13 protein-coding genes and 1 tRNA gene are annotated in these 17,337 nt (G+C 62.8%); all 14 read left to right on the top strand.

The annotated features are described in order from the left end of the window. The first annotated feature begins 8 nt into the window (after nucleotides 1–8). The 14 genes from bktB to cysQ all read left to right on the top strand — a co-directional run bounded on the left by bktB (nucleotide 9) and on the right by cysQ (nucleotide 17,082). Nucleotides 9–1,193 (top strand): beta-ketothiolase BktB, encoded by a 1,185-nt coding sequence (bktB, locus tag ACWHY3_RS10945; RefSeq protein ID WP_448126547.1) that lies wholly within the window; start codon nucleotides 9–11, stop codon nucleotides 1,191–1,193. Nucleotides 1,194–1,323: 130 nt separating this feature from the next. Then, a complete protein-coding gene (locus ACWHY3_RS10940; protein WP_303856719.1) occupies nucleotides 1,324–1,860 on the top strand; it encodes a hypothetical protein in 537 nt (178 codons plus the stop codon). Between the two features lie 343 nt (nucleotides 1,861–2,203). Next, nucleotides 2,204–2,324 (top strand) — tRNA-Asn (locus ACWHY3_RS10935). Nucleotides 2,325–2,618: 294 nt separating this feature from the next. Beyond that, nucleotides 2,619–4,103, top strand: coding sequence for an arylsulfotransferase family protein (locus ACWHY3_RS10930; RefSeq protein ID WP_448126546.1), 1,485 nt, complete (start codon nucleotides 2,619–2,621; stop codon nucleotides 4,101–4,103). A 177-nt stretch (nucleotides 4,104–4,280) separates the two neighbouring features. Further along, complete coding sequence (gene bioB, locus ACWHY3_RS10925; RefSeq protein WP_448128158.1) at nucleotides 4,281–5,366, top strand: biotin synthase BioB; 1,086 nt, start codon at nucleotides 4,281–4,283, stop codon at nucleotides 5,364–5,366. Next, nucleotides 5,363–6,676, top strand: a complete 1,314-nt coding sequence (bioF, locus tag ACWHY3_RS10920) for an 8-amino-7-oxononanoate synthase (protein ID WP_448126545.1) — start codon at nucleotides 5,363–5,365, stop codon at nucleotides 6,674–6,676. The genes bioB and bioF overlap by 4 nt, the downstream gene beginning before the upstream one ends. Beyond that, nucleotides 6,673–7,431, top strand: coding sequence for an alpha/beta fold hydrolase (locus tag ACWHY3_RS10915; RefSeq protein WP_448126544.1), 759 nt, complete (start codon nucleotides 6,673–6,675; stop codon nucleotides 7,429–7,431). Before bioF ends, ACWHY3_RS10915 begins: the two co-directional genes overlap by 4 nt. Continuing rightward, the gene (bioC, locus tag ACWHY3_RS10910; RefSeq protein ID WP_448126543.1) at nucleotides 7,428–8,294 is read left to right on the top strand and encodes a malonyl-ACP O-methyltransferase BioC; all 867 of its coding nucleotides are present in this window, start codon (nucleotides 7,428–7,430) and stop codon (nucleotides 8,292–8,294) included. Before ACWHY3_RS10915 ends, bioC begins: the two co-directional genes overlap by 4 nt. Next, the gene (bioD, locus tag ACWHY3_RS10905) at nucleotides 8,291–8,980 is read left to right on the top strand and encodes a dethiobiotin synthase (RefSeq protein WP_448126542.1); all 690 of its coding nucleotides are present in this window, start codon (nucleotides 8,291–8,293) and stop codon (nucleotides 8,978–8,980) included. The genes bioC and bioD overlap by 4 nt, the downstream gene beginning before the upstream one ends. A 67-nt stretch (nucleotides 8,981–9,047) precedes the next feature. Next, nucleotides 9,048–10,400 carry an adenosylmethionine--8-amino-7-oxononanoate transaminase gene (locus ACWHY3_RS10900; protein ID WP_448126541.1) on the top strand — a complete coding sequence of 451 codons (1,353 nt, stop codon included), beginning with the start codon at nucleotides 9,048–9,050 and terminating at the stop codon, nucleotides 10,398–10,400. A 445-nt stretch (nucleotides 10,401–10,845) separates the two neighbouring features. Then, nucleotides 10,846–12,444: an isocitrate lyase gene (locus ACWHY3_RS10895; RefSeq protein WP_448126540.1), complete on the top strand. Its 1,599-nt coding sequence runs from the start codon at nucleotides 10,846–10,848 to the stop codon at nucleotides 12,442–12,444. 361 nt (nucleotides 12,445–12,805) lie between these two features. Beyond that, complete coding sequence (locus ACWHY3_RS10890; RefSeq protein WP_448126539.1) at nucleotides 12,806–14,020, top strand: phosphotransferase family protein; 1,215 nt, start codon at nucleotides 12,806–12,808, stop codon at nucleotides 14,018–14,020. Nucleotides 14,021–14,336: 316 nt separating this feature from the next. After that, nucleotides 14,337–16,100, top strand: coding sequence for an SLC13 family permease (locus ACWHY3_RS10885; protein ID WP_448126538.1), 1,764 nt, complete (start codon nucleotides 14,337–14,339; stop codon nucleotides 16,098–16,100). A gap of 139 nt (nucleotides 16,101–16,239) precedes the next feature. After that, complete coding sequence (gene cysQ, locus ACWHY3_RS10880; protein WP_448126537.1) at nucleotides 16,240–17,082, top strand: 3'(2'),5'-bisphosphate nucleotidase CysQ; 843 nt, start codon at nucleotides 16,240–16,242, stop codon at nucleotides 17,080–17,082. Nucleotides 17,083–17,337 lie beyond the last annotated feature (255 nt).

Below are 17,337 nucleotides of genomic sequence, written 5' to 3'. Positions count from 1 at the left end.
AGACGGGGATGCAGAAACGTGAAGTGGTAGTGGTCAGCGGAGCGCGTACCGCCATCGGTGATTTCGGTGGCAGCTTGAAGGACCAGGCACCGAGCGAGCTGGCCGGAAAATTGGTAGCCGAAGTAGTACGCCGTGCGGCTGTCGAGCCTGGCTTGGTCGCACACTCTGTGTTCGGCAACGTGATCCATTCCGAACCAGCCGACATGTATATGGGCCGTGTCGCGGCATTGAAAGGCGGGCTGGCCGAGCAAACTGCGTCCCTGACCGTCAACCGATTGTGCGGTAGCGGCCTGCAGGCAATCCTAAGCGCGGCGCAGCAGATCGAGCTGGGTGTCTGTGATACTGCCGTGGCTGGTGGTGCCGAGTCGATGAGTCGCGCTCCATACTGGCTGCAGACGGCGCGTTTCGGACAGCGCATGGGCAATGGCGAGATGATCGACGCCATGACCGCGGCGTTGCACTGCCCGATGGAAAAGATCCACATGGGGGGGACCGCGGAGAACCTGGCGGAGAAGTACGGCATCAGCCGCGAGGATCAGGATGCACTGGCGGTCGAAAGCCACCGCCGAGCCCAACGTGCCATCGAAGAGGGCCGCTTCCAGGAGCAGATCCTGCCGATCGAGCTGCAAGGCCGCAAAGGGCCGATTGTGTTCGACCAAGATGAACATGTGCGCTTTGATTGCGGCGTGGCGGATATGGCCAAGCTGAAGCCGGTGTTCAAACGCGAAGGCACCGTCACTGCCGGTAATGCCTCCGGCCTGAACGATGCCGCGGCCGCCGTGCTGCTGATGGAGCGTGCAAAGGCGGTGGCCGAAGGGCGCGAGGTGCTGGGTCGCCTGGTGGACTACTCAGTGGTTGGCGTGGAGCCGAAATACATGGGCATCGGCCCGGTACCGGCGATCCGCGAGATCCTGGCGCGAAGCAACCTGTCCGTCAGCGATATCGACCTCTACGAAGTCAATGAAGCCTTTGCCGCGCAGGCGTTGGCGGTGGCCCGAGAGCTTGAGCTGCCTAGCGAGCGGCTGAACCCGAACGGTAGTGGTATCGGTCTCGGTCATCCGATTGGCGCAACAGGAGCAGTGGTCACTGTGAAGGCGCTGTACGAGCTTAGGCGCATTGGTGGTCGTTACGCGATGGTAAGCCTGTGCATTGGCGGTGGTCAGGGTATAGCAGCACTGTTCGAGCGTATGTAATCGTAGCTTTGTGCACCAGTTTTTCTTAAGGAAGGGCTGGTTTATGGGATTGCTGCATGTATGTCACGAGAGACGAGAGTCCACTTGAGATGCACAGTGCATGAGGACTTAATATTCTCTGGAGAAAACAATGTATAAACTAGGGCTGGTGGCTGGTCTTGTGCTTACTCATACAGCAGGAGAAGTCTTTGCAGGTGCAATTGAGCGATCCAAGCAGCCAATTCAACCATTATTTGAGTCAGGGCGCTATCTGGAATTTTCAGTAGTGGCAGTTTCGCCGAATGTCTCTGGTGTTGATAGTGGTGTAGCGCAACCAGGCGCGTCTTCTGGAAATATTATCGACAATTATTTCCAGTTTGGGGTCGCTTATAAAGATGATGTTAATGATAAATGGTCTTATGCGCTCATCCTTGACCAGCCCTATGGCGCGGATACGACTTATCCAGATGGAAAAGCCTATTTCGCGTCAGGATCATCGGCTGACATTGACTCTTATGCCTTAACCGGTATAGCAAGATATAAATTCAATGAAAATTTTAGCATCTATGGTGGCCTTAGAGCTCAGACAATTGAAGCATCGGCACGGATTCCGTTTGTTGCCGATTATACTATTGATACGAATTCCGATACCGGATTTGGCTGGCTGGCTGGCTGGTGTTGCATATGAAATACCAAAGATTGCGGGACGGGTCGCTCTAACATATCACTCTGAGATCAATCATGAATGGTCGACATCAGAAAGTGGAGCGTATGACATTACCCGAACAACTTCCTTTTCCACACCGGATGCAATGACACTTAGCGTGCAGTCTGCCATTTCGAAGAGCACGCTAGTGTTTGGCTCCATTCGGTGGGTGGATTGGTCTGAGTTTCAGGTTGCACCGCCGGGCTATATGCATGCAACTGGTGGAGACCTGCTTAGTTACAGTGAAGACACTGTCGCTTATGAAATCGGCTTGGGACAGAAGTTAAATAACACTTGGTCTATTGCCGGAACGTTAGGTTACGAGCCTCCGATGGATATTTTAACAACAACTACGCGTAATAACGCGAAGATCTAATCTCAAAATTGAAGCATGCAACTGACTGTTAATCATTGGGTCACAGGTTCGAGTCCTGTTCGGGGAGCCAATGTTGTTGTCATCCCTTCTCGCTTTTCCAGTCCGCTGGATCTCTAACCCGTATCTCTCCCTGTTCGTTCTGTCTTCGTAACCCTCAGGTTCCGATTTCGCTGTTCGCTGATACCGTCACCACGACGATGTGTCCATGCCGATGTGTTACGCAAACGGCGCCAATAGGCAACATTAAGACAACACACTCTGTTGAACCCCCATTCCAGAATGTCGCTCTAACCGACATCGTGACCCGGCCGCGAGGCGGTGGGTTGCCGTCCCTTGTTCGCAAGCCGCATGGAATGGTGGAAACATGGAGCCGTCGAAGACGCCCAGGCAACGACCTGACCGGCAGGATGCCGATTCTGTTACCGACAAGGTCTTCAAGACGCTGTCGATACTCGCCGCACTGGTGCTGGTGTTCGTGATCGGCGCCTTTTCGGTCGTCACCGAGATATTCCCCGGGCCGCAGATACAGCATGCCTATCAGGCCGGGCAGGCGCTCTACCATCAGGCCACCGATTACAGTGACGTCTACCAGGGCGATATCTGGCGCACGCAGCGTACCGAAGCCAAGGGCGTGACCCAGTACGACCCCCAGCTCGCCCGCAACGGGCTGACGCTCTACACCATCGGCACCGAGCTGGCCGCCTATCTCGTCGACATGAACGGCAAGGTGGTTCACGAATGGCGCAAGCCATACAGCGAGGCGTGGCTGGACGGAGAGGGCGTGCCCAATCCGCGTCCCGACGAGTTCATTCACTTCCGCAACGCCCAGGTGCAGCCCAACGGCGACCTGATCGCGCTCTACGAAGGCAACGGCGACACGCCTTACGGTTATGGTCTGGTCAAGCTGGACAAGGATTCCAACGTGATCTGGCGCTATGCCGGCCGCGCTCACCATCAGTTTGCCGTCGCGCCGGACGGCAAGATATACGCGCTGATCCATGGCATCTTCGACGACGAGATCGAAGGGCTGGACTACCTCGAACCGCCGCGGCTCGAGGATTCGCTGGTGGTGCTGTCGCCGGAGGGCGAGGAGCTCCAGCGCACCCGGTTGTTGCCGGCCCTGCATGACTCGCCGTTCAGCGAGCTGCTGGACAACGTGCCGGGCATCATGCTCAACGACCCCATCCACGCCAATGCCGTGGACTACCTGACGGCCGACAAGGCCCGCAACTTCCCGTTCGGTAACGAAGGCGATCTGCTGCTCTCCTTCCGCGAGACCAGCTCGATCGCGGTCTTCGATCCGCGCTCGGGCAAGATCACCTGGGCGACGCGGGGGCCGTGGATTCGGCAGCACGATCCGGACGTGCTGCCCAACGGCGATATCGTGATGTTCGACAATCGTGGCCATTACCACACGCCGGAAGGCGAATCCCGGATTCTGGAATTCGACCCGCGTACCCTGCAGATCACCTGGCAATATGCCGGCACCGCGGAGCACCCGCTGGAGAGCGAGATCCGCGGCGACCAGCACCGGCTGGACAACGGCAACACCTTGATCAGCGAATCGGATGGCGGCCGCCTGGTCGAAGTGACACGCGAGGGGGAAATTGCCTGGGAGTATCTCGTACCGACGCGTGGCGGGCCTGATGGCGACATGATTCCGATCATCGGATGGTCGCAGCGGCTCGACCCCGGCCAGTTCGATGACGGTTTCAGGCAATCCCTCGATCTGGATGACACGGCGCCGCTTGATTCATCTGTTTCATCCGATTCACCCCCTTCATCTGACAGCGCCGAAGACGGCAAAGACGGCGGAAGCGCTCCCACGGCTCGAACTACCGCTCCCTAGCGGAGGGCATTCACACATTCGCCGTCTCGCAATCCGGAAGATTGAGACGTTCCCGCCGCCATGTCGTCATCGGCATGGCGGCTTTAGTTAACATTTCTGATTGTTTGAAGTTAACAGGTTGTCGTGGCACCATTCAGTCAACTTTATTAATAGAAAAGGTTGACCACTGGCATGACAATGACCTCCTCTCGAACCGGGAATGTCTCCCTGCGTCATGACTGGCAGCGCGAAGAGATCCAGGCGCTGCTGGAACGCCCGTTCAACGATCTGCTGTTCCAGGCGCAAGGCGTGCATCGCCAGCATTTCGATCCCAACGCGGTACAGATCTCCACGCTGCTCTCGATCAAGACCGGCGCCTGCCCGGAAGACTGCAAGTACTGTCCGCAATCCGGCCACTACAACACCGGGTTGGAGCGCGAGAAGCTGTTGCAGCTCGAAGCCGTGCTGGAAGAGGCGCGCAAGGCCAGGGCGGTGGGCGCCAGCCGTTTCTGCATGGGCGCGGCGTGGAAGCACCCGAGCGCGAAAGACATGCCGCTGGTGCTGGAAATGGTGCGCGGCGTGCGGGCGATGGGGCTCGAAACCTGCATGACGCTGGGTATGCTGAACCGGGAGCAGGCCGAGCAGCTGAAGGAAGCCGGGCTCGATTACTACAACCACAACCTGGATACCTCGCCGGAGTACTACGGCAAGATCATCACCACCCGCACCTACGCCGATCGTCTGGAGACCCTGGACCACGTCCGTCAGTCCGGCATGAAGATCTGCAGTGGCGGCATCCTCGGCATGGGCGAGAGCGTCAACGACCGGGCGGGGCTGCTGCAGCAACTGGCCAACCTGCCTGAACACCCCGAGAGCGTGCCGATCAACATGCTGATCCGGATCCAGGGCACGCCGCTCGAGCATGTCGAGGATCTCGACCCCATCGAGTTCATCCGCACCATTGCCGTCGCACGCATCCTCATGCCGCGCTCCCACGTGCGTCTGGCCGCCGGGCGCGAGCTGATGAGCGACGAAACCCAGGCGCTGGCATTCTTCGCCGGGGCCAACTCGATCTTCTACGGCGAGCGCCTGCTGACCGCGCAGAACCCCCAGGCGACCCGTGATCAACGGCTTTTCGAGCGCCTCGGCCTGCACCCCGAGCAGCGCGAAGACGTCGATGACGCCGCCCACGAAGCGGCCATTCAGGAGCGCATGACAAGGGCTCGGCTGGATGCGATGGTCACGGATGCTACCGCCTCGTCCACGGCCCGGGTCCGCGTATGACGGCAGCGTCACAGTACGTTGAGCCGGGCGATGCACGGGACGATTCGCTGGAGCGCGTGCTGGCGGCGCGCCTGGCGCGTCAGCATGCGCTCCAGCGTTATCGCCGCAGAAGCACGACGGCCGGGAAGGGGCCGCACTTCCTGCGCCAAGGACAGCGCTACCTGACGTTCTGCAGCAACGACTATCTGGGGCTGGCCGGCGATCCCCGGCTGGCGGAGGCCTTGGCCGAAGGCGCCCGGCGTTTCGGCACCGGCGGCGGGGCATCGCACCTGGTCTGCGGCCACAGCGAGGCCCACGAAATTCTCGAAGCGCGACTGGCCGCGCTGACAGGGCAGCCTCGGGCGCTGCTGTTCTCCAGCGGCTACCAGGCCAACCTCGGCATCATCTCGACGCTGCTCGGGCGGGGCGATGTGGCACTCCACGACCGGCTCAATCACGCCTCGCTGCTGGATGCGACCCGGCTGGCCGGCGCCAGCCTGGTGCGATTCGCCCATCGGGATGCCGCCGACTGCGGCGAGCGGCTGTCTTCCCTCGCCACTGCGCGGCGAACTCTGGTCGTTACCGATGGCGTCTTCAGCATGGATGGCGATGTCGCCGATCTGCCCGCCTTGGCGGCACGGTGCGAACGTCACCACGCCTGGTTGATGGTCGACGATGCCCACGGCCTCGGCGTGCTGGGCAAGGATGGCGGCGGCACCTGGCAGGCGCAGGGTCTCGAGCCGGGCAGGATTGCCGCCAGCGTCGGCACGCTGGGCAAGGCGCTCGGCACCCAGGGCGCGTTCGTCGCCGGCAGCGAGACCTTGATCGAGGCGCTGATCCAGTTCGCCCGCCCCTACATCTACACCACCAGTCTCTCCCCGGCGCTGGCGTGGGCCACGCTGACCAGTCTGGATATCGTCCGCGACGAGCCGGAGCGGCGGGCCCATCTTTCCACGTTGATCGAGCGCTTCCGTCACGAGGCGGCCGGCCTCGCCGATCTGGATCTGCATCTGGCGCCTTCCACCACGCCCATTCAGCCACTGATCGTCGGGCCGAGCTGGAGCGTGCCGGGCAGCGGCGGGCAGGGCGGCAACGAAGCCGCGGCGCTCGCCCTGGCGGCGGCACTCGAGCGCGCCGGCATCTGGTGCAGCGCCATCCGCCCGCCCACCGTACCGGCCGGCACATCGCGACTGCGCTTCACGCTCTCGGCGGCCCATACGCTCGAAGAGGTCGACCGGTTGATCGGCGTCCTGTTCGATGCCGCCCGTCGGCTGTGGTCGGCAAGGGAAACATTGGCGGGGGGAACGTCGACCAGAGAGGCATCGACATGAACGAGCAGACACTGCTGTTACTGCCGGGATGGGCGCTCGGTCCCGCACCGCTGGCGCCTTTGGCCCGAGCCTTGCGCCGACGGCTGCCATCGCGTTACCAGGTCGTGTGCGTGACCTATCCCGAATTGACCTCGCACCGCCCCGAAAGCTGGGTCACGGCGCTCGATCATGAACTGCCCCAGGATGCCTGGCTGGCCGGCTGGTCACTCGGCGGCATGCTCGCCACGTCGCTGGCGCAATGGCGCGGGCGTCGCGCACGAGGGTTGATCACGCTGGGGGCCAACGCCAGTTTCGTTGCCCGTCCGGGCTGGCCGACGGCGCTGAGCGGGGCAGCCCTGAAGGACTTCCAGCGCGGGCTGCAGGCTTCCCCCACGCGCACGCTTCGTCGATTCGCGCAGTTGAGCGCGCAGGGCGGCCAGGATACTCGCCGGCTGGGGCGCGATCTGGTGGCGGCGCTGGCGTCGACGCCGCTGGATCACGCCCTGGCCGGGCTGGAAGTGTTATCCGCGCTGGATCTGCGCGACGTGCCGGGTACGCTGAAGATCCCGCAGCTGCATCTCTTCGGCGACAACGATGCCCTGGTGCCGGCGGCGGCATGCCAGGCCATCGCCGAACGGCTGCCCGAGGGCGGGCGTACGGCCTCGATCGCGAATGCCGGCCACGCCTTCCCGCTGGAACAGGCCGAACGGACCGCCGCGCTCATGGCGGACTTCCTGCTTTCGTCCGATGACTCGCGACAAGAGGCGACGCCATGAACGGCCTGGATCGCGTCGAACGGCACGCCGAGCCAGCCGGCGTGGTCGGGGAGACACCGGCGTCCCGGTGCCGGCTGCGAAGGATCGCCGACGGCTTTTCCCGTGCCGCGCACGCCTACGATGACGGCGCCGAGTTGCAGCGCGAGGTGGCCGACCATCTGCTGGCGCGGCTGCCGGCGCTCGGGCGCTTGCGGACCGTCGTCGATATCGGTTGCGGTACGGGGTATCTGATCTCCCGCCTGGCCGGACGTCACACCGGGCTCGCGATCGGGCTGGATATCGCGCCCGGCATGTTGCAGGCAGCGCGCCGTCGCCACGCCGCGCAGCCAATCCAGTGGCTCGTCGGCAGCGCGGAGCGGCTGCCGTTGACCACCGACAGCGCCGACCTACTGGTTTCCAGTCTGGCGGTGCAGTGGTGCGAGTCGCTGGAAGCATTCCTGGCCGAGGCCGGCCGCGTGCTGCGCCCCGGCGGCTGGCTCGCCTTCACCACGCTGTGCGAGGGAACGCTGGCGGAGCTGCGTGCGGCGGGACAGCGCCTCGATGGCAAGCCCCACGGTAATGCCTTCCTGCCCGAAGCGCGCCTGGCGAAGATCCTCGAGGCACCTGGCTGGCAGTTGCACGAGCTGGATCTGACGACGCGCAAGATACATCACGCCACGCCGATCGACGCGCTGCGGGCGTTGAAGCGGATCGGCGCCAGCACGCTGACCGACCCGGCTGCCGGACATGGCGGGCTGGCGGGGCGACGCCGGATCGTCGAGCTGGGCCGGAGGCTGGAAACCTGGCGGGAAGCCGAGGGCATTCCGACCCGCTATCGCGTCGCCACGGTATTGCTGCAGCGTAGTGAGAGGGAGGAGAGATGACGGCCTGCTTCGTGACCGGCACCGACACCGATGCCGGCAAGACCGTGATTACCGCAGGGCTGCTGCTCGCGGCCAGGCGCCGCGGACTGACCGTGGCGGGCGGCAAGCCGGTGGCCTCCGGCTGCGAGCGAACGCCGCTCGAGTTGCGCAACGCCGATGCGCTGGCCATTCAGGCCCAGTGCCACCCGGCGCTGCCCTACGATGCGATCAACCCGTTCGCCTTCGAGCCGGCCATCGCCCCGCACATCGCCGCTGGCGAAGCGGGCCTCCCGCTGACGTTGGCATCACTCGAGCGCCCCATGCGGAGCCTGCTGGCGCGGAATGCCGATCTCACTCTGATCGAGGGGGCCGGCGGCTGGCGCGTGCCGATCAACGAGCGGGAGTCGCTGTCGGACCTCGCGATCGCGCTCGCCCTGCCCGTGGTACTGGTGGTCGGCGTGCAGCTCGGCGCCATCAATCATGCCCGGCTGACGCTGGAGGCGATTCGTGGCGACGGCCTGACGGTGGCGGGGTGGGTCGCCAACGGCATCGACCCCGATCTGCCACGTTGCCGGCAGAACCTGGATGCCCTTGCCGGATGGCTGGGCGAGCAGGGCGGCGTTCCATGTCTCGGCGTCGTGCCCTGGCTGCCGTCGCCATCCGCCGAACGCGTGGCGGACTTTCTGGATATCGATCCTCTTTTGTAAACGCCAAAAGCCGTTGTAAAGGCCTTTGCAAAAGCCGTTGTAAACACCCTCCAAGGGAACCCGTCGAATGACCCGCAATAGTCAATGGATGCAGCGTGACCTGGCCAGCCTGTGGCACCCGTGTACCCAGATGAAGGACCACGAAACGCTTCCCGTCGTACCGATCCGCCGCGGCAAGGGCGTGTGGCTGGAGGATTTCGAAGGCCAGCGCTATCTCGATATCGTCAGTTCCTGGTGGGTCAACGTGTTCGGGCACGCCAACGAGCGCATCAACGCGCGCATCAAGCAGCAGCTCGACGAACTCGAGCACGTGATCCTGTCGGGATTCACCCACCAGCCGGTGATCGAGCTGTCGGAAAGACTCGGACGACTGGCGCCCGCCGGTCTCGGCCACTGCTTCTACGCCGACAACGGCTCTTCCGCCGTCGAGATCGCGCTCAAGATGAGCTACCACTACTGGCGCAATGTCGGGCGGCCGGAGAAGCGGCGTTTTCTGACCATCACCAACGGCTATCACGGCGAGACGCTGGGGGCGCTGTCGGTGGGAGACGTGGCGCTCTACACCGACACCTACCGCTCGCTGCTGCTGGACGTGATCAAGGTACCGGCACCGGACGGCTTCGGCCTACCGCGAGACCAATGGGTCGACCAGGCGCGAGACGCCTTCGCGCGGATGGAAGCGGCGCTGGCGCGTCACGCCCGCGAGCTGGCGGCGGTCATCGTCGAGCCGCTGATCCAGTGCGCCGGCGGCATGCGCATGTACCCACCGGAGTACCTGACCTGGCTGCGCGAGGCCTGCGACCGTCACGGCGTCCAATTGATCTTCGACGAGATCGCCGTCGGCTTCGGCCGCACCGGGACCCTGTTCGCCAGCGAGCAGGCCGGCGTCCGCCCCGACTTCCTGTGTCTCTCCAAGGCGCTCACCGGCGGCTACCTGCCGCTGTCGGTGGTGATGACCACCGACGAGGTCTACGCCGCCTTCTACGACGACTACCCGACGCTCAAGGCGTTCCTTCACTCTCACAGCTATACCGGCAACCCGCTGGCCTGCGCCGCCGCGCTGGCGACGCTGGATATCTTCGAGCAGGACGACGTGATCGCCGCCAATCGCGACAAGGCGGCGCTGATGGGGCGCCTCGCCGAGCCGCTGCGAGAGCACCCTCAGGTCGGTGACGTGCGCCAGACCGGCATGGTGCTCGCGATCGAGATGGTCGCCGACAAGGCCAGCCTGACGCCTTACGACTTCCGCGAGCGTCGCGGCCTGCGCGTCTACCGGCACGCACTCTCGCGCGGGGTGATGCTGCGGCCGCTGGGCAACGTCATCTACTGGATGCCGCCCTACGTGATCTCTCAGGCGGAGCTGGCCATGGTAGCGGAAGTCACCCACGAGGGTCTGGAACTGGCCACCGCGGATCAATAATTTGAAACCCGGCTAACTCCCTGTCGACGAAAGTCGTAGGTCGCTTGGCTGGCGACAGGGAGTCCGCCAGGCACGCCGTGGTCGGTACCATGGCGCTGCGGTCGTCCCAAGATGATGAAACCGCAGCAGTTTTGGAAACCGTCCGCCATCTGGCAGGGCGGCATTGGTTTTCCGGCAAATGATGTTCCCGCATTGGAACGATGCGCATCATACGTCATACATGACTACAGGATTCATCCATAAGCGCCATTTTTGGTAGAAGCCTTACCGTGATGGCGGCTAAGTACGAATTGTTGAGGTGGCACTGCTTCTCACATAGTGAACTCGCCGATGGGGCGTTTTCTTCTCATTGCCAGGATTAAAACGGGCGTTTTTGATCCGCCGGAAATGACACGGGAAGAAACCGGCCCCAGGAGAGTATTCCCATTCCTGTGTGGAGACAGTCATGTCCATCTATCAGAGCGATATCGATTCACTCGAGCGATTGCGTCTGGAACAGAACGGCCGCTGGAACAACATCGATCCCGAGAACGTGGCACGAATGCGGGCCCAGAACCGCTTCCGCACCGGCCTCGACATCGCCCGCTACACCGCCGCCGTGATGCGTCGCGACATGGAGGCCTACGACCGGGACCCTTCCCGCTATACCCAGTCGCTGGGGTGCTGGCATGGCTTCGTCGGACAGCAGAAGATGATCGCCATCAAGAAACACCATGGCACGACGCAGGGGCGGTATCTCTACCTCTCCGGCTGGATGATCGCTGCCATGCGCTCCGAGTTCGGCCCGCTTCCCGATCAGTCGATGCATGAAAAGACCTCCGTTCCGGCCCTGATCGAAGAGCTCTACACCTTTCTGCGCCAGGCAGATGCCAGGGAGCTGACGATCCTGTTTCGGGAACTGGATAGCGCCAGAAAGCAGGGCAACGAAGTGATGGCACGCAGCGTGATCGACAGAATCGACAACTTCGAAACGCACATCGTGCCGATCATCGCCGACATCGATGCCGGATTCGGCAACGAGGAAGCGACCTACCTGCTGGCGAAAAAGATGATCGAAGCGGGTGCCTGCTGCATCCAGATCGAGAACCAGGTGTCGGATGCCAAGCAGTGCGGGCACCAGGATGGCAAGGTCACCGTTCCCCACGAAGACTTCGTCGCCAAGATCAACGCGGTTCGTCATGCGTTCCTGGAACTCGGGGTGGAGGAGGGCGTGATCGTCGCCCGGACCGACTCGCTGGGCGCCGGCCTGACCCAGAAACTGCCTGTCAGCAAGGAGCCGGGGGATCTCGCCCACCAGTACAACAGCTTTCTCTGCACCGTACCGATCTGCTCGGCGGACGATGTCAACGAGGGCGATACGATCATCAAGCTCGACGGCGACCTACGCAAACCCCTGCGTCTCGCCAACGGACTCTACCGGTTCCGCTCCGATACCGGCGAGGATCGTGTCGTGCTGGACTGCGTCAACGCCCTGCAGAACGGCGCCGACCTGCTGTGGATCGAGACCGAGAAGCCTCACGTCGGCCAGATCGCCGGCATGGTCGACCGTATCCGCCAGGTCGTGCCCAACGCCAAGCTGGTCTACAACAACTCACCCTCGTTCAACTGGACACTCAACTTCCGCCAGCAGGTCTTCGACGACTGGGAGCGGGAAGGGCGGTCGCTCTCCGGTATCGAACGCGGCCAACTGATGAACGCCACATACGACGACTCCGAGCTGGCGCAGGAAGCGGATCGCCGTATCCAGGCATTCCAGCGTGATGCGGCCCGCGAAGCCGGCGTCTTCCACCATCTGATCACCCTGCCGACCTACCATACGGCGGCGCTCTCCACCGACGAGCTGGCCGAGGGTTACTTCGGCGAGGCCGGCATGCTGGCCTACGTTGCCGGCGTGCAGCGCCGCGAAATTCGGCGCGGGCTGGCCACGGTCAAGCACCAGGACATGGCCGGTTCCAATATCGGCGACGACCACAAGGAGTACTTCTCCGGCGCGGCTGCGCTCAAGGCCGGCGGCGGGCTCAACACCATGAATCAGTTCGGTTGAGCGCTACCGGCAATCGAGCGGAAACTCGAGAACCAGGGCGGGCCATTCCTCGGTAGAGGTGTGGCCCGCTTCTCGTTGAAGGCATGACCCATTTCTCGTCGAAGTTATGACCCGCTCTCGAGAGGCTCCCTCGCCTTCGAAATGTTGCCGAGTCGTTTTCCTTCCGCAGTAACACGTTACGAAGCCAGCGGGGCGGTTGTCGTACCATCATTTTGGCCAGCGTATCGTTTTGACCAGCGTATCGCCTTCGAACGGCTGCTCATGAATAGCGGCGTTCGAACGACGGCAGGATCCAGGAGCGGCAGGATCGGCGCTGAACGACAACAATGCTTTCGCGTCGCCACGCGGCCAAGGAGCGTGCATGCCAGGTTTCGTGGATGAAGTCAGCCAGGGCGTCGTCAGGGGATGGTATGTTGCCGATGATGGCCGGCAGTCGCGTGCTTGCCAGAGCGTCGTCATCTCTGTCAACGGCGAAGAACGGTTCTGCGCGTTGTGTCAGGACGCGCGACCCGATGTGGTCGAGGCGGGCATCACGCGTGAAGGTAACGTTGGTTTCCTGGCGCCGCTCGCGTTGCAGATCGGCGATCTCGTTCGCGTCAGGGCGCTGGAAAGCGGCCAGCTGTTGGGAGGTGGGCTGGCCGTCGTGATGCCACCCGGCGCCGAGGATGGCTTTCTGACTGCCCGGGCCAGCGCCGAACTCCCCGCCTTTCGGCCTCTTCTGCAGCCACTACGGCCCCATCTGACCATCAACGCGTTTCGGCCCTTGTTCGGCCACCGGGGCAAGCTTTCGGCACTCTGTATCGATACGCCGGCGGGGCGTCGCGTGGTTCATGCCCAGCGCCCGGTTCGAAATGCGCTCTGGCTCGAACGCCTTCACCGCCGGGTGGTCGAACCCAACGGCATAGCCGCGCCGTCGCTGGAAGCGGTGCTCGTCCACGGAGAGACCGCCAGCCTGGTCGTCGAGCATATCGAAGGCCAGACACTGGATGGCTTCACCGGTGACAACGAGCAGGCGTTTCGCGACACGCTCGCCGCGGCCCTGCGGTTGCCGTCCGTTTGCTGGGTCACCGGCATGGGAGGCGACCGACGCGGGAGAAGGGCGTTCGGAAAGCTGATCAGCGGCGTCTGCCTGGCCGCGCTGAAACGGCAGCACTGGCGGGAGCTGCGGCTACTGCTGGGCATGGCCCGCGCCGTTTACCGGCTGCCGCGGGTATTCTCCCACGGCGACCTTCACCCCCAGAACGTGCTGATCGAATCGCGAACGGGTCGGCCAGTGTTCATCGACTGGGATCACGCCGACAGGCTGCCGGTCGGATTCGATCTTTCCCGCCTGCTGATGAACGTACCCCCGGCCCTGGCGGAGCGCTGGATTGATGACTCGACGAAAGCCGGCGCGGGGGGAGGGACTCGAGCTTCCCGAGCGTGCCGACTGGGGTGGCTGACCCTGACCTACTTCGCTCATTCCCAACGCAACCCTGATTTTCATGCCACCGGAGAGGCCACCTATCTACGCCAGCGCTTCATCGTGTTGTCCACGTCTTATCAGCGAGCGCGGTCGATATCCTATGCGCCATGACTACGTTCGCTGCTGCCGATGAGTGATTTGTCAGAGATTTGCCATAGCGAATCAGTCGAAAGAAGTGGTAGTTTTTGCTGAAAAGTAACGTTTCGTAATCGCCGAGCTTTTCAGCAACATGGTGCAGGTCTCCTCGCTTCGGCGCATTACAGCCTCCTTACGTTTCGTAGAGAAAGCCCGCTGGTTTCTATCGATGAGGCGGGCATACAATACGGCTGAGCTGGCCGGGTCCAGTTTCAGCCGTTTTGATTGATTCCAAGGTGGCAATTCGAGTGTACAAGCAGGCCAATCAGAGCATTTAGGGTAGAAAATCGGTATGGGTATGGATGCCTGGTTGAGCATCGCGACGGTCGTGGCCGTATTGGGCACGCTCGTTTTTACACGGATCGCACCGGATGCCATTCTGGTCGGCGCGATGGCGTTTCTGATCTTCTCGGACGTGCTCTCGCCGCAAGAGGCCCTTGCCGGCTTCGCCAACACCGGTGTGATGACCATTGCGGCGTTGTATGTGGTCGCCGCCGCGCTGAAAGAAACCGGCGCGATCAAGTGGATCGCCGGGCTGCTGCTCGGCCAGCCCTCCACCCTGCGCCGGGCACAGTGGCGGGTGATGCTGCCCGCTTCGATCCTGAGCGCATTCATGAACAACACCACCGTCGTGGCGATGTTCATTCCCGCCATCCAGGACTGGTCGAACCGCCTGCGTCTGTCGCCTTCCAAGCTCCTGCTGCCGCTGAGCTATATCTCCATCCTCGGCGGCACCTGCACCCTGATCGGCACCAGCACCAACCTGGTCATCGACGGCCTGCTGCAGAGCCGCCAGGGGATCTCGTTGGGCATGTTCGAACTGACCTGGATCGGCCTGCCGATTCTTCTCGTGGGCGGCGGGTTCATCCTGATCTTCGGCAAATGGCTGCTGCCCCAGCGCGACGGCACCAGCGCCCAGCTGGACCAGATCCGCGAATACAGCGTCGAAGTGATCGTCGAGCCCAAGGGGCCGCTGGTGGGCAAGACCATCGCGGACGCCGGCCTGCGCAACCTGCAGTTTGGCTATCTGGCCGATATCGAACGAGACGATCAACTGCTGACGGCCGTGCCGCCGGATACCCGATTGCAGGGTGGCGATACGCTGGTCTTCATCGGCGCGCCGGAGTGCGCTCGGGAACTGCGTGAGGTGCGGGGGCTGAGCCCCGCCAACGGTAACGTGCAGAAGCTGCAGGTGGCACAGCATCGGCGCTGCCTGGTCGAGGCAGTCATCAGCCCCGATTTCACCGGCATCGGCCGGTCGGTGCGAGAGTCGCGATTCCGTTCCCGGTTCCAGGCCGTCATTCTCTCGATCTCCCGCCATGGCCGGCGTCTGAACGGCAAGGTCGGGGATATCGAGCTCCAGGTCGGCGATACCCTGCTGCTGGAGACAGGGCAGGAGTTCGTCGAACAATATCGCTATCGGAAGGACTTCCTGCTGGTCAGCCAGCTCAACGACTCGACACCGCCGAACTTTCAGAAAGCGCCGCTCTCGCTGGGCATTCTCGGCGTGATGGTCGTACTCAGCGCGACCAACCTGGTCTCGATTCTCGAAGCCGCCTTTCTTGCCGCCGGAGCACTGCTGATGACCGGCTGCCTGACCATGGGCAAGGCGCGGCGTTACATCGATCTTTCCGTTCTCATCGTGATCGCCGCCTCGTTCTCCCTTGGCGAGGCGATGACGCAGTCCGGCGCCGCACAGACCATCGCCGAACTGGTGGTCGGGCATATCGACTCGCCCTGGCTGGCGCTGGCGTTCGTCTACCTGATGACGGTGCTGTTCACCGAAATGATCACCAACAACGCCGCAGCGGTGCTGATGTTTCCCATCGGGCTGGCGGTGTCGCAACAGCTGGGCGTGGACTTCATGCCGTTCGTGATCGCCATCACCATCGCGGCTTCCGCCAGCTTCATGACCGCATTGGGCTATCAGACCAATTTGATGGTGATGGGGCCGGGCGGCTACCAGATGCATGACTATCTCAAGCTGGGTGTGCCATTGAGCTTGATCGTCGGCGCTGTCACTATTCTGCTCATACCGCTGATCTGGCCTTTCTAGTGTTCACTCACTGAAGTTGATGCAGTTGAGTTGGGCGCTTTGAAGCGTGCCATGGTTGCTTGAGGCACCGGCCGTAAAAGTTTTCATCGAGTCGCTCCTTGGCAGACAGGCTCGAGTACCAGAAAGACAAAGGAATGAAATGAAAATCGATGAAGCCGTTAGGCGTGAATTGTTGTCAGGCGTAGTTGAGGCGGGAAAGCGCGTGCTGGACATCTACGCGCAGGATTTCAGCGTCGAAACCAAGGCTGACGACAGCCCGCTCACCCAGGCAGATATGACCTCCCATCGGGCGCTGAGCGATCTGCTTCAGCGCCTGACGCCGGAGATCCCGGTGCTCTCCGAAGAGAGCGAAAAGATCACCTACGAGACGCGGCGGCAATGGGCCCGCTATTGGCTCATCGATCCGCTGGATGGCACCAAGGAGTTCATCAAGAAAAACGGCGAGTTCACGCTCAACGTGGCTCTGGTGGAGAACGGCGTTCCCGTGCTGGGGATCGTCCATGCGCCAGTGCTGGAAACGACCTGGTGGGGCGATGCCGATCTGGGGGCATTCAAGATCACCGCCGAAGGGGAGCGACAGATCGGCGTGCGGGAACTGCCCGCAGCGGGCGACCAGCCCTGGCTGATCGTCGGCAGCCGTTCCCATGGTGCCGAGTCGTTCGAAGCCTTCTGTGCCCAGCTGCCGGCTCACGAGCGCGTTTCCATGGGCAGCTCGCTCAAGCTGTGTCTCGTTGCCGAAGGCGCCGCCGATCTCTACCCGCGCCTGGCCCCGACCTGCGAATGGGACACCGCCGCCGCCCAGGCCGTCGTTACCGCCGCCGGAGGCGAAGTACTGAACGCCGAAACGCTAGAGCCGCTTCGCTGCAACCAGCAGGAAAGCACCCTCAACCCGTTTTTTATCGTCTGTGGGCAGCGCGATTCTCGCTGGGAAGGAGCCCTTCGGGCCAGCTTCGAGCTACGGGCCCCGAGCCGCGAGCAGTGAGCCGCGAGCAGTGAGCCGTGAGCCGCGAGCTACGAGCCACGAGCCACGAGCAGGATTGCGAGCCGGAAGTATTGGGGGGCCATGCTAGCGAAGCCCGAAGCCCGAAGCCCGAAGCCCGAAGCCCGAAGCCCGAAGCCCGAAGCCCGAAGCCCGAAGCCCGAAGCCCGAAGCCCGAAGCCCGAAGCCCGAAGCCCGAAGCCCGAAGCCCGAAGCCCGAAGCTCGAAGCCCGAAGCTCACCGCGACTTCCCCGACAA

It is taken from the genome of Salinicola sp. NYA28a (assembly GCF_976982775.1).
Note: the sequence above shows the minus strand (reverse complement) of the source record. Positions and strands in the feature narration are given on the sequence as shown.